This is a genomic window from Bacillus sp. MMSF_3328 (assembly GCF_030733525.1).
In the GTDB taxonomy this organism is placed as follows: domain Bacteria; phylum Bacillota; class Bacilli; order Bacillales; family Cytobacillaceae; genus Bacillus_AB; species Bacillus_AB infantis.
The window spans coordinates 25,352-38,589 of the sequence record NZ_JASHIV010000019.1; the positions used below are offsets into that span (position 1 = coordinate 25,352).

Annotated in this window: 11 protein-coding genes; 3 read left to right on the forward strand and 8 right to left on the reverse strand. The window is 47.4% G+C overall.

Annotated features, from left to right (window positions below; genetic code table 11):
- Positions 1-52 precede the first annotated feature (52 nt).
- From pfkA to dnaE, 6 genes are all read right to left on the reverse strand, one after another.
- Positions 53-1,012, reverse strand: coding sequence for a 6-phosphofructokinase (gene pfkA / locus RBB45_RS21425; protein ID WP_009791350.1), 960 nt, complete (start codon positions 1,010-1,012; stop codon positions 53-55).
- A 270-nt stretch (positions 1,013-1,282) separates the two neighbouring features.
- Positions 1,283-2,260 carry an acetyl-CoA carboxylase carboxyl transferase subunit alpha gene (gene accA, locus RBB45_RS21430; RefSeq protein ID WP_009791349.1) on the reverse strand — a complete coding sequence of 326 codons (978 nt, stop codon included), beginning with the start codon at positions 2,258-2,260 and terminating at the stop codon, positions 1,283-1,285.
- On the reverse strand, positions 2,254-3,120 hold the full coding sequence (gene accD, locus RBB45_RS21435) for an acetyl-CoA carboxylase, carboxyltransferase subunit beta (RefSeq protein ID WP_009791348.1): 867 nt from the start codon (positions 3,118-3,120) through the stop codon (positions 2,254-2,256). Before accD ends, accA begins: the two co-directional genes overlap by 7 nt.
- Before the next feature lie 198 nt (positions 3,121-3,318).
- The gene (locus tag RBB45_RS21440) at positions 3,319-3,885 is read right to left on the reverse strand and encodes a FadR/GntR family transcriptional regulator (RefSeq protein WP_263625677.1); all 567 of its coding nucleotides are present in this window, start codon (positions 3,883-3,885) and stop codon (positions 3,319-3,321) included.
- 66 nt (positions 3,886-3,951) lie between these two features.
- Complete coding sequence (gene ystJ, locus RBB45_RS21445; RefSeq protein WP_022544269.1) at positions 3,952-5,190, reverse strand: NADP-dependent malic enzyme; 1,239 nt, start codon at positions 5,188-5,190, stop codon at positions 3,952-3,954.
- Between the two features lie 243 nt (positions 5,191-5,433).
- Positions 5,434-8,793, reverse strand: coding sequence for a DNA polymerase III subunit alpha (gene dnaE, locus RBB45_RS21450; RefSeq protein ID WP_009791345.1), 3,360 nt, complete (start codon positions 8,791-8,793; stop codon positions 5,434-5,436).
- 411 nt (positions 8,794-9,204) lie between these two features.
- Here dnaE and ytrH point away from each other — a divergent pair, with 411 nt between their 5' ends.
- Both ytrH and ytrI read left to right on the forward strand, forming a co-directional pair.
- Complete coding sequence (ytrH, locus tag RBB45_RS21455) at positions 9,205-9,540, forward strand: sporulation membrane protein YtrH (RefSeq protein ID WP_009791343.1); 336 nt, start codon at positions 9,205-9,207, stop codon at positions 9,538-9,540.
- A complete protein-coding gene (gene ytrI / locus RBB45_RS21460) occupies positions 9,537-10,040 on the forward strand; it encodes a sporulation membrane protein YtrI (protein WP_009791342.1) in 504 nt (167 codons plus the stop codon). Before ytrH ends, ytrI begins: the two co-directional genes overlap by 4 nt.
- Positions 10,041-10,078: 38 nt before the next feature.
- Here the strand turns inward: ytrI and RBB45_RS21465 are convergent, their stop codons facing one another.
- Entirely contained in the window at positions 10,079-11,011 is a 933-nt protein-coding gene (locus RBB45_RS21465; RefSeq protein ID WP_094766909.1) for a DHH family phosphoesterase, read from the reverse strand.
- A 180-nt stretch (positions 11,012-11,191) separates the two neighbouring features.
- Here RBB45_RS21465 and RBB45_RS21470 point away from each other — a divergent pair, with 180 nt between their 5' ends.
- Complete coding sequence (locus tag RBB45_RS21470; protein WP_022544270.1) at positions 11,192-11,503, forward strand: YtpI family protein; 312 nt, start codon at positions 11,192-11,194, stop codon at positions 11,501-11,503.
- A 315-nt stretch (positions 11,504-11,818) separates the two neighbouring features.
- On the opposite strand, the gene RBB45_RS21475 is transcribed toward RBB45_RS21470, so the two are convergent.
- Complete coding sequence (locus RBB45_RS21475; protein WP_009791760.1) at positions 11,819-13,138, reverse strand: CBS domain-containing protein; 1,320 nt, start codon at positions 13,136-13,138, stop codon at positions 11,819-11,821.
- Positions 13,139-13,238: the final 100 nt, after the last annotated feature.

Below are 13,238 nucleotides of genomic sequence, written 5' to 3' on the forward strand. Positions count from 1 at the left end.
CGGCCCTGATGAAAAGGCGGGGAGGCTTCCTCGCAAGCCTCCGCCATTTTCTTTAAATGGAAAGCTCCTGTGACAGTTTGTACAAGTCAAGGTCAACAGTGTGCTTTCTGCCCAATGCTTCAATAATATCATAATCAACCAATTTATTCTGCTCCATGCCTACTGCACGGCCGCCTTTGCCATCCAGCAGCAATTCCACAGCACGGGCGCCGAGCCTGCTTGCCAGCACACGGTCAAAAGCAGTCGGAGATCCACCGCGCTGGATATGGCCCAGTGTTGAAATCCGGTTATCAGTGCCGGTGGCTTCTTTCAGCTGCTTTCCGAACTCATGCCCGCTGCATACACCTTCAGCTACCACGATGATACTGTGCTTCTTGCCGCGTTCATTCCCTTTTTGCAGACGATCTGCGATATCATTCATATCGTAATTTTCTTCTGGGATCAGAATGGTTTCTGCTCCGCCTGCAAGGCCAGCCCAAAGGGCGATATCTCCTGCATTCCGGCCCATAACCTCAATGATGAAGGTTCTTTCATGAGATGTAGCTGTATCGCGGATTTTGTCGATCGCATCAATAACTGTATTCAAAGCCGTGTCAAAGCCGATTGTAAATTCTGTACCAGGGATATCATTGTCGATTGTGCCCGGCACCCCTACACAAGGATATCCTTGCTCAGTCAGGGCTTTGGCGCCCATGTAGGAGCCATCCCCGCCGATTACGACAAGGCCGTCAATGCCATGCTTTTTGAGCTGATCGATCCCCTTTTGCTGTCCTTCTTTTGTCTTGAACTCTTCGCATCTTGCTGAATAAAGCATTGTGCCGCCGCGGTGAATAATATCGCCGACTGAACCAAGCTCCAGTTTCTTGATATTTCCGCTGATCAAGCCTGCATATCCGCCGAAAACGCCATATACTTCAATTTCATGGAAGATCGCCTTTCGGACTACGGCACGCACAGCTGCATTCATTCCGGGAGCGTCCCCTCCGCTTGTTAATACGCCAATTCGTTTCAACATAATCACCTCATTAATTGTCAATAGCAATAAACTATGTAAATGGATAAAATAGGAAAGATCTATATTTGAGAGGATAGTTCATACCCTCTTATTATAAACATAATAGCAGGGAATATTTCTAAAATACCATGAAGAATGGTCTATCTCAACTTAATCCTGCACGAAACAGCAAAAGACGGAATTATCGCTAAAATGAAAGCGTTTAACCTTTAGCCGGACGACTTTTCCCATGTGGAGTAAAAGAAAAACGTGCTGGAAGCACGTTTTTTAATTTACCCCAATATAGTCATTCAAAAACGAGTATTCACCGATCGACTTATATTTTTCATATCTTTGGCTGACAAGCTGCTCCACCGGCAAGCCTTTCAACTCCTTCAGTGCAGAGTACAAGATGCTTTCGATTTCGAAGGCCTGTCCTCTCGCATCTTTATGAGCTCCCCCTTTGATTTCCGGGATCACTTCGTCTACAACTCCAAGCTCTTTCAGATCCGGAGCGGTGATTTTCATTGACTCTGCCGCCCTTTTCGCCTGGGCTGCATCTTTCCAGAGAATTGCTGCTGCCCCTTCTGGTGAGATGACGGAGTAGGTGGAGTTTTCAAGCATCATAATGCGGTCCCCGACTCCCAATGCCAGGGCACCTCCGCTGCCGCCTTCACCGATGACGACACAAAGGACGGGCACCGTGAGGCCAGCCATTTCAAATAGATTTCGGGCAATGGCTTCGCTCTGTCCCCGCTCTTCTGCTGCCTTCCCGGGATAAGCGCCTTTCGTGTCAATGAAGCAAATGATCGGACGGCCAAACTTCTCCGCCTGCTTCATCAAACGGAGTGCCTTGCGGTATCCTTCAGGATGAGGCATCCCGAAATTCCTGCGTATATTTTCCTTGGTATCCTTGCCGCGCTGCTGGCCGATTACCGTGACAGGAAGTCCCCTGAACTTTGCAATACCTCCAACAATGGCTTCATCATCCCCAAAGGCCCTGTCTCCATGGCACTCAAAAAAGTCAGTAAAGATGTGGGATATATAATCAAGCGTCGTTGGCCGGGAAGGATGGCGTGCAATCTGCACCCTGTCCCAAGGCTTCAGATTCTCATAAATATCCTTCTCCAGCTTCTCAAGGCGGTTCTCAAGCTTGGTTATTTCGGCAGAAAGGTCGACTTCTGCATCTTTTGTAAAATCCTTCAGCTCGGCAATTTTCTTTTTCAGTTCGACGACCGGCTTTTCAAATTCAAGTTCTCCTACCATTCGAAGTCACCTCCTTGATGAATGCTGAGTATGTTGGCTACTTTCTCCTTCAGCTCCGTCCTTGAAACCACTGCATCAAGCTGGCCATGCTTAAGCAGGAATTCAGACGTCTGAAAATCTTCAGGCAGTTCTTCCCTTATCGTCTGTTCAATGATCCTCCTGCCCGCAAAGCCGATCAGTGCTCCAGGCTCTGCCAAATTGTAATCCCCCAGTGAGGCAAAGCTTGCTGAAACGCCTCCTGTAGTAGGATGGGTCATGATCGAGATAATCAGGCCGCCATTATCGCTGAAGCGTTTCAGCGCAACGCTGGTCTTGGCCATCTGCATAAGGCTGAGTACCCCTTCCTGCATCCTTGCCCCGCCGGAAGCAGTGAAAATGATGAACGGAACAGCCAGCTCATCCGCTTTTTCAATTGCCCGGGTGATCTTCTCCCCGACTACAGATCCCATGCTTCCCATCCGGAAAGTCGAATCCATTACAGCCACAGAAACTTTCATGCCTTCTACTTCACCAGTCCCCGTTACGACAGCCTCATTGATGCCTGTCTTTTTGCGGTCTTTCTCCAGCTTCTCTACATAATCCGGAAAGCCAAGCGGATTTTCAGAAATCATATTAGCATTAAGCTCTTCAAAAGTATGCGGATCGAGGAAGCTGTTAAGCCGCTCACGGGAATTCATGGAATGATGGTGCTGGCAATGGAAGCACACTTTTAAATTTTTGGACAGCTCTTTCGTATACATGATCTTTTTGCAATTAGGACATTTCGTCATAATTCCCTCTGGAACATCATGCTTTGCGGTTTCCGAAGGTATGGTTGCATATTTCTTCTTTTTTGGTTTACTGAATATATCTTTAAGCAAGGTGAACCTCCCCCATTCGTTACATAAGCAATTAATATCAGGCAAATGCCTCAGGAACTATCAGCCCCAATATACTTAAATACTGCTTAAGATCCAGTGGTCAGACCACCGATCTAAAAAACGAAGCCTTTTCAGGCGCTTCGTATGTTTGTCCCTATCAATATAGAACAATCGCTTTGCAGAATCTGCAAAAAACTGTCACCGCTGAATCGACAATTTCCTCAAATCCCGGTACACTCTTCTGACTTCTGATTCTTTCCGGGTTGAAAGAGCGTCGATAAGATTTGTATACTCTTCGAGTGTGGCATCGGCTCCTTGCAGATGCAGTGAATTGTAATAATCCTTCAGGATCAGCCACATTCTGATGAACAGATGGTTATCCGCCAGGCTGACAATTTTGTAAAAAAAATCATCATCTGCAAAAGCAGATGAATCCACCCACTTCCGCAGCTCCAGAAGCTGGTCATCTTCTGCCTTGCGCATGACCAGCCACAGGCAGTCCATCTCAATCAGGTACTTGGTTTCCCTGACATCATGCTTTGATCTTTCATCCTGCAGGATGAATGTACTCAATAATTGTACAAGCTGGTGCCCCCTGAAGTCACGGATGAATGTCCCTTCCCCGCGCCTTGTCTCAATAAGGCCAAGCAGTTCAAGCGCCCGCAGCGCTTCCCGGACGGAAGAGCGCCCGACATTCAGGCGCTCTGTCAGTTCCCGTTCAGAAGGCAATTTGTCCCCAGGCTTCAAGCCATCCTCCTGGATCATCGATCTTAATTCTTTCACGATTTCAACATATACTTTGGAGCCTTCCGACAAATTCACGCTCTCTGATCACTCACTTTTTCCAATGACTGCAAGTCTGCTTGTTTTTGCCTTTACTTCTTCAGGATCCACTTTGATCCTGGCTACGCCCGTCTCCATGGCTGCCCTCGCTACCGCTGCAGCCACCGCCGGCGCAACCCTCGGATCAAACGGTCCCGGAATGACGTAGTCTGCAGTCAGCTCTTCTGTGCTGACCAGGCTTGCAATTGCTTCGACCGCAGCCACTTTCATTTTCTCATTTATATGTGTTGCCCTCACATCCAGGGCTCCGCGGAAGATTCCGGGAAAAGCAAGGACATTATTCACCTGGTTAGGGAAATCCGACCTTCCGGTGCCCACAACCATTGCGCCTGCCTCTTTTGCTTCTTCAGGCATGATCTCCGGATTAGGATTGGCCATCGCAAAAATAATAGGATCCTGCTTCATCGACCTGACCATGTCTGCTGTCAGAGCTCCTTCTGCAGAAACTCCAATAAATACGTCTGCATCGACAATGACATCTGCCAGGCTTCCTTGCTTATTGTCGCGGTTCGTATATTTCGCCACTTCATTTTTAATATCATTCATGCCCTGCGGACGGCCTTCGAAAATGGCGCCTTTTGTATCGCACATGATAATGTCCCTGACGCCATAGCTGTACAGCAGCTTAATGATGGCAATTCCGGCAGCGCCTGCACCATTAGCTACAACTTTGACCTCATTCATCTTCTTTCCTGCAAGCTTAAGGGCATTGACCATCCCTGCAACTGTCACAATAGCTGTGCCATGCTGATCATCGTGGAAGATTGGTATATTGGTTTCTTTTTTCAGCCTTTCTTCAATCACGAAGCAATTAGGAGCCGCAATATCCTCCAAATTGACGCCCCCGAAGGTTGGCTCAAGAAGCTTTACAGTTTCAACGATTTTATCAATATCGGTTGTATTCAGGCAGATGGGAAAAGCATCAACGCCTGCAAAGCTTTTAAAAAGGACCGCTTTCCCTTCCATTACAGGAAGCGCAGCCTCCGGGCCGATGTTGCCGAGTCCAAGCACGGCTGTACCGTCTGATACTACAGCAACCATATTGCCCTTCATTGTATACTCGTATACTGTTTCCGGTTTATCATATATCGCCTTGCACGGCTCAGCCACTCCCGGCGAATAAGCAAGGCTCAGATCCTTGGCATTACGTACCTGGACCTTGGATTTCGACTCCAGCTTTCCCTGGTTTTCGCGGTGCATATGCAAAGCTTCTTCTCTTAGTGTCAAAACGGCTCACTCCTTCGTTTATGCAGAAAGGTTTCATTTGCTATATTATTAAATGACTTATTTTAGTGGTCAGACCAGTCAATCTATTTACCAATATAACATATCCTGATTTGATGTAAAGACAAAACAACCGGTCCAAATGACGTATTTTCGTCCGTTTCTGCCTAATTTCAGGACGACTTGCTGCTGTAACCTTTCTGCCGGAAGAAGCAAAATTCCTGCCTGAAACAGGCAAGAATCCCACTATTTTATAATTACATTTTCAGTGCCGAGCACGCTGCCCAGATCTTTGAGCAGCTTTTCTGTGGCATCTGCTCCGTTTCCTTCTGCCAGGCGGATCGTCTTTTGAGATCCTGCATAATGAAGGACGACCGGAACTGATCCAGGATTCCTCCCCAGGATAGCTTTGAGCTCTTTCAGGCCTTCAGGTGTTTCTATATCTTCAGGGACCTTCAAATATAAGGTCCTCTCATGCTTGCCTGCTTCTGCTGCTGCCTGTCCCATATCTGCGGCACGGTTCACAATAAACTGCCTCTTTCCATCCCGCTCCTCGGCTTTGCCTTCCAAGAGAAGGATAGCTCCCTGCTTCAGAAGTGCAGAATCCCTTTTATATACCGCAGGGAATACAACTGCCTCCATTTCTCCGCTCTGGTCATTCAGGGACAGGAAAGCCATGGCCTCTCCCTTCTTCGTCCTGATTTTTTTTACTTCTGAAAGATAAGCGGCAGTTCTTATATTCCGGCTGCCAGGTTCCATATCTGCCAGCTGTGTGACACCGAGGGAGGCAAAACTGGCAGCATAAACGGAAACAGGATGGTCTGACAGATAAAGTCCGAGATACTCTTTTTCATACTGAAGCTTATCTTCAATGCGGATGGGGTCATTTTCCGCGTACTTCGGCTTGATGGAAAATTCATCTTCAGAGAAGAAATCCTCCTGGCCGGACTCATCCGGCTTAACCAGTTCTGCATGCTCAATCGCTATATCCAGAGTGGCAAGCAAAACAGCGCGGTCCTCCCCGAATTCGTCGAAGCTGCCGGAATGCACAAATGCCTCCAGAATTTTTCGTGTGGCTGATTTTGCAGGTACCCTGATGCAAAAATCAAACAAATCCTCAAAACGCTTCTGCCTTCGGGCGTGAAAGACATCCTTCAGGACAGAGGCGCCTATCCCTTTCACTGCTGCAAGGCTGTAGCGGATGCCGCCGCTTTCTGCCTGGAAGGAATAGCCGCTCGAATTGATTGATGGCGGAAGAAGCGTGAGCCCCAGATGCTTCAGCTCACGAATATACTGGGCAAGCTTATCTTCATTGCCTGAAGCCTGTGAAAGGAGTGCAGCCATAAAGTTCAAAGGATAATTAGCTTTCAAATAGGCAAGCTGGTAAGCGATAAAGCTGTAGGCGACAGCGTGGCTTCTGTTAAAGCCGTAATTTGCAAATCGCACAATCAGGTCATAAACTTCCTGAGCTGTTTTCTCGTCATAGCCGCTGCTCACAGCACCTGATGCAAAATGGGCCCTCTCCCGGTCCAGCACATCCTTCTGCTTTTTGCTCACAGCCCTTCTCAGCAAATCTGCTTCTCCCAAAGAGAAGCCGGCCATCTTGGAAGCAATCTGCATGATTTGCTCCTGGTAGACAATGACTCCGTAAGTTTTTTCTAAATACGGCTTCAAATCCGGATGCGGGTAAGAAATCGGCTCTTTCCCATGCTTCCTGTTAATGAAGGATGGGATATTCTCCATCGGTCCCGGCCTGTATAGTGCATTGACCGCCACAATATCTTCAAAGCGGGTCGGCTTCAGCTTCTTGAGTACATTCCGCATCCCATCAGATTCAAGCTGGAAGACACCTGTCGTCTCCCCGGAGCTAAGAAGCCGGTATGTCTTTTCATCATCCAGGGGGATCTTTTTTATATCAGGTTTCTTTCCTGTTTTCCGCTGAATGGAGGATAAAATCGTTTCAATAAGGGAAAGATTGCGCAGCCCCAGGAAGTCCATTTTTAAAAGGCCGGCAGCCTCCAGATGCTCCATTGAGTATTGCGTCAAATAGACTCCTTCATGGCCCTGCTGGATTGGAACCACATTAACAAGGGGAAATTCGCTGATAACCACACCTGCAGCGTGTGTGGATGTATGCCTTGGAAGCCCTTCGATTTTCAGCGCTGTTTCAAATAACCTCTTATTCAGGCTGGATTCAGCCGTAAACGCCCGCAGCTGTTCTGATTCTTTGTAGGCTGTTTTCAGGTTTGTGCCTGGTCGGGACGGGATCAGGCGAGAAACCTGCTCAAGCTCTTTTGCATTCAGGCCGAATACCCTTCCGGTATCCCGCATTGCCGCTTTGGCTGCCAGCGTGCCGAAAGTGATAATCTGGGCCACATGGAGCTCTCCGTATTTTTTTGCGACGTATCTGATGACCTCATCCCTTCTATGGTCCGGAAAGTCTATATCAATATCTGGCATGGATATCCGCTCCGGATTAAGAAAGCGCTCAAACAGGAGCTCATGCTCAATTGGGTCAGCATCGGTTATATAAAGGACGTAAGACACCATGGATCCGGCCGCAGATCCCCGGCCGGGGCCAGTTAGGATGCCGTTTTCTCTGGAGAATTTGATGAAATCCCAGACAATCAGAAAATAATCGCTGAACTTCATTTTTTTAATGATGCCTAACTCATATAGAAGGCGTTGGCGATGGACTTCCGAAGCCTCGGGATAGCGCTCCGCAAATCCCTTCCAGCACAGCTCTTCCAGCAGTGTATCCGCATCCCCCTCCGGGACAGGGTATTTTGGCAGATGCTTCTTATCAAGCTCCAGCATGACATTGCACTGCTCCATAATTTTAATGGTGTTCTCCAGTGCTTCAGTGCTTTCTGTAAAAACCTCTGACATTTCTTCTGCTGTCTTAAGATAATATTCATCGCTTTGAAGACGGAAGCGGTTTTCGTCCTGGAGTTTATCGCCATTTTTAATGGCCAGAAGGCATTCCTGGGCAAAAGCATCTTCTTTTTCGGCATAAAACACCTGGTTTGCCGCAGCGGTCTGAAAGCCATGGTTTACAGACAATTCCTTCAGCTTTCTGTTTATCTTCTTTTCTTCCGGAAGGCCATGATCCTGATAGGCCAGATAAAACCGGTCTTTTCCGAAAATCTCTGTATAGAGGCGAATGGCTTCAAGCGCCTTCTCTTCTTCACCGCCGGCAATATACTGTTCGATTTCTCCTTCCAGGCCCGGTGTAAGGGCAATAAGCCCTGAGGAATAATGCTTCAGCCATTTTACCGGGATCCCCCCGTCCGCTTTCGTTTGAAGAGTGCTCGATATTTTCAGGAGGTTCTGGAAGCCGTCCTGGTTTTGGGCCAGGAGCACTAAAGGGCTCGGCCCCTTTTCCCCTCCCGCGGATTCAATATCTGCACAAAGGCCGATGATCGGTTTAATAGAATGCTTGAGACATTCCTTGTAAAACTGAACCGTACCATACATTACATTCCGGTCTGTCAAGGCAATGGCGCTGAAGCCTTTCTGCTTTGCCCGCGCAACAAGCTGTTCAACCGAAACCGTACTTGTCAGCAGGCTGTATGCACTATATACATGAAGGTGAATAAATGACATTAACTCACACCCTTAATCCGTCGTTCCGGGCACAAAGCCTGGCAGGGGTCTTCAACCTCTCCCGCCGGCCCCGCACTAGAAAGAAACTTTTATAATATCAATTATAGAACGTCCGTTTCCAAAAAGAAAATAAGAAATGCGGAAGCGGCTTGCCCAGAGACGACAAGCATAAGACGAGCAGGACGGAAGGTTGTTCTTTAACCTTCTGGCCTGATTGGCTTATGACTCGAGTCTCTAGCCGCTGGAGCTGGACAATACGAAATGCGGAAAAGCCTTGCTCATCTGCCTTAAAAATCCCTCCAAACTTTCCTGATCCTGAACATAATAGCTGAAGTTTGTCCATAAGATGGAATAGGGGAAATTTATGAATCTTTTAAACGAGCGACTATCTCGATAAGGAAGGATTACACTATGAAACACCAGCCATTTTTTGCTTCAATGATGGAAAGCTATTTTATTGCACTGGGTGTTTTGATTGGCGGATCGATTATCGGGGGGCTTGCAGCTTTCCTGACCGGCAAGCCGCCTCTGACTGAGGTGTTCCGCCTCTCCAATATGATCAGGATCTGGGCGATCGTCGCCGCGATCGGGGGCACTTTCGATGCTGTATACAGCTTTGAAAGAGGGCTGTTCCAGGGAGAGACAAAAGATATTTTCAAACAGTTCATGCTCATTCTTTCCGCGCTGGGCGGAGCACAAACGGGGGCACTGATCATCAGCTGGCTCACACAGGAGCATATATCATGAGGATCCCTCCTTATTACAGGAAGCCGGCATGGCAGCAGCTGTTTGCCGGCATGGCCATTGGCGGCGCCGTCAGCTGGTTCATCTTTTTGTTCATTTTTGGCGTATGGCAGGAGGACTACAGTTTTAAGATAGAAAAACAGGAAGAAACAATTGCAGGGCTAAGAAATGATATCAAGCTCTGGCAGGAGAGCTTCAAGGAACAGAATAAGAAAAGCCTTAAACAGATGACTGTACAGGACATAAAAGTAAAAATAACCAACGCCGATAAATATAAGCTTGATACATTGAGTGTGCTTCAGGTCGAGGACAGCGTCAAGGAGGATATAAGAATTCTGGTGGCAAAGGATATGGAAAGCGTATCGAAAAGCACAGGACTGATCAGGAAGGTCATTGAAAACCGGACATTCCGCATCAATGATAAAAGATACCGCCTGGAAGTAAGTGAAATGGTCATTTTTACAACATTGACGATTTCCTTGAAGATATCTTTTGAAGACTAAGGAAAGGGCGCCCATTATACCGGCGCCCTTTCAGCCTGTTACAGGCAGATTTCCTCCAAATCTTTGATAACATCCTTCTTTTCTTCCCATGAATGGATGGAAGCTCCTGCTGCCAGGGGATGTCCCCCGCCTTTATACTTCTTGGCCAGGCCATTGATGACCGGCCCCTTTGAACGGAGGCGGACCCTGATCTGATCTTCTTCCTCGATAAAGAATACCCATGCTTTGATTCCCTGGACATTGCCAAGTACCCCTACAAGAAGGGATGCATCTGAAGCCTTAAGTCCATATTGCTCCTGAAGCTCCCTGCTGATTGTCACAGATGCTGCGCCGTTGGCAAGAACCTCGAAATTCTGCAGAACATATCCGTTCAGTTTGACGACATTCGGCTTCAGCTCATACATTTTGTCGTAAAGATCTGTCCGTGAAAAATTATAGCGGATCAATTCACCAGCAATTTCAAAGGTTTTTTCCGTTGTGCTCGGAAACAGGAATCGTCCCGTATCCCCGACAATTCCCCCGTATATCAGCCTGGCTGCCTCATCAGACATCTTTAATCCTGCATCCTTCCCCTCCAGGTAGAACTCATAGATCATTTCACTGACAGAGCTGGCATCGGTTTCAACCCACATAATGTCGCCATAAGGATCTTCGTTCGGGTGATGGTCGATTTTAATGAGCTTATCGCCCATCGTATATCGCTGGTCACAGACCCGCTCCTGATTGGCTGTGTCGCACACAATGACCAAAGCCCCTTTATAGGCTTCATCCGGGATGCTGTCAAGCCGCCTCATAAAGTTCAGCGACTCTTCCTCCTTCCCGACCGTATATACCGTTTTTTCCGGGAAAGATGTTTTAATGATTTCCGCCAGCCCGCCCTGGGAGCCGTATGCATCAGGATCAGGCCTTACATGGCGGTGGATGATGATGGTATCATATTTTTTTATTTCATCAAGAATTTTTGATTTCATTGTGGTCTCCTTTTAGAAAGAATATCTAATTATTAGCATAAAAGAATCAAAAGAAAAAGAAACGGCCTGCTCTTTTTATGGCTTTTCCTCCTGATTATCGTTAAAATAATATAGGTGCCGGCTCATAATCAGGCTGACACTTATATTAATCCCAAGAGAATGATGCCCGGAGGAATTCAAATGCCTGTTTTAGTCATACTGATTGTTATTTCCATTGCATTCTATGTATTCTATAAAATAAAGACTGTGAGAAGCCGGAGGCCTGCGGAAAAAAAGTGGCTGTCTGCCAAGTCAAGCATCGCGCTGGGACTGTTTGTCGCCTTATTCGGCATCAACCAGCTTTTCCTTTACAGCACAACTGTCACCTATATTGTCGCTGCCGTCTTTATTATTCTCGGCGGAATCAATGTCTGGGCAGGTTTTAAAGCCTACCAGCATTATCTTCCTTATGCCGCTAAGGAAGCAGAAGATCTCCGCAAACAGCAAAATTAAAGCCTTTTTCAAAAAGCCGTTCCTTATGGAAGCGGCTTTTATTTATGGCTTGGTTCAAGATGCGGAAGCTGCCTAATGGGCAAGCCGCCTCCGCTTTTATCATTTATAGTTATTCCTCTTCGGTCTTGGAAAACAGTCCAGTTCCGGGCGCTAGCCCCTCGAGTCATAAGCTAATCAGGCCAGAAGGTTAAAGAACAACCTTCCACCCTTCTTGTCTTATGCTGGGCCCACAGGATGTGGGTCATGCAGGCGTTGCCACAGGACGTGGCGTTCTTAGCCTGCGTTCTTTAATATAGCAAAGCTTTTCTGCATTTCTTAATGCCGGTCAATGAGCTGGCACATCATCATGGCTTTTCCTACGAGAATGCCTTCACTGAAAACTTCGACGTCTACTTTGCCGAATTTGCGACCGGCTTCAAGTATTTTTGGAACGATTTCGAGTACGCTGTCGATCTGGACAGGCTTCAGGAAGTAGATAGTCATATTCTCAACAACAAGATCCCCTTTTTTATAGCTTCTCAGGACTCTGTTGGCTGCTTCGGTGACAATGGTTGTGAACACGCCGTAAGAGATTGTGCCGAGGGGATTGGTCATCTGGGGGCTGACCTCGCAGCGGTATACATCTTCTCCCCTCGCCTTTCCGCGCGACAGGACCAGCTGGCTTGTTACAGTATCATCAATTGTCTCTCCCACCTGCGGCTGCCTCTGGATCATCTGCAGCGCCTTGAGTACATCCTGCCTGCTGATGATCCCCTGGAGCCGATTGGCTTCATCGGCAACTGGAAGAACCTCGATGCCTTCCCAGACCATCATATGGGCGGCTGATGCTACACTTGTCTTCCCGTTTACAGTCATCGGGCTTTTGGTCATCAGCTTATCGATAGCTGATTCCGGAGCATGTCCCATTATATCCTTTGAAGTGATCATGCCCTGTATTTTCATATTCTGATCCACGACAGGGAAGCGGCTGTGAAGGGTTTCCCTGTTGCGGCCATGCCATTCTGAAACAGTTTCAGAGGAATAAAGGAACACCGTTTCCTGCAGTGGGGTCAAAATATCCTCTACCATGACAATCTCTTTTTTGATCAGCTGATCATAGATGGCCCTGTTGATCATCGTGGCAACAGTAAACGTATCATAGCTAGTCGAGATGATCGGCAGCTGAAGGTCATCTGCCAGCTTTTTGACCTCATCATCCGTATCGAATCCGCCTGTAATCAGGACCGCCGCCTCTGCTTTAAGTGCAAGCTCATGGGCGCGTGTCCTGTTTCCTATGATCAGCAGGTTCCCGGCGCCTGTATAGCGCATCATGGCTTCCAGCTTCATGGCGCCGATCACGAATTTATTAAGGGTTTTATGGAGGCCGTCGCGGCCTCCAAGGACAGTCCCATCTACAATGTTGACCACTTCAGCGAATGTCAGCTTTTCAATATTCTCTTTTTTCTTCCTTTCGATCCTGATGGTGCCGACTCTTTCAATCGTGCTAACATATCCTTTATTTTCAGCATCCTTGATTGCACGGTAAGCCGTTCCCTCACTGACCGACAAGGCCTTTGCTATCTGCCTGACAGATATTTTCTCGCCGATCGGAAGCTCATCTATATATTGCAGAATTTGTTCATGCTTAGTAGCCAAAACCTTCACCCTTTATTTAAAATTGCTGTTCGTCTTGTAAATTTTTCTTATTTTATTATAAGGTGAATTCCCGGCCGATTCAATTTACGATTGATGTTAT

Bases quoted from the DNA above. Each gene is read 5' to 3' on its own strand.
- ytrH (WP_009791343.1), top strand. From the start codon at position 9,205: ATGAAACACCAGCCATTTTTTGCTTCAATGATGGAAAGCTATTTTATT.
- RBB45_RS21470 (WP_022544270.1), top strand. From the start codon at position 11,192: ATGCCTGTTTTAGTCATACTGATTGTTATTTCCATTGCATTCTATGTA.
- RBB45_RS21465 (WP_094766909.1), bottom strand. From the start codon at position 11,011: ATGAAATCAAAAATTCTTGATGAAATAAAAAAATATGATACCATCATC.
- ytrI (WP_009791342.1), top strand. From the start codon at position 9,537: ATGAGGATCCCTCCTTATTACAGGAAGCCGGCATGGCAGCAGCTGTTT.
- accA (WP_009791349.1), bottom strand. From the start codon at position 2,260: ATGGTAGGAGAACTTGAATTTGAAAAGCCGGTCGTCGAACTGAAAAAG.
- dnaE (WP_009791345.1), bottom strand. From the start codon at position 8,793: ATGTCATTTATTCACCTTCATGTATATAGTGCATACAGCCTGCTGACA.
- RBB45_RS21440 (WP_263625677.1), bottom strand. From the start codon at position 3,885: ATGATCCAGGAGGATGGCTTGAAGCCTGGGGACAAATTGCCTTCTGAA.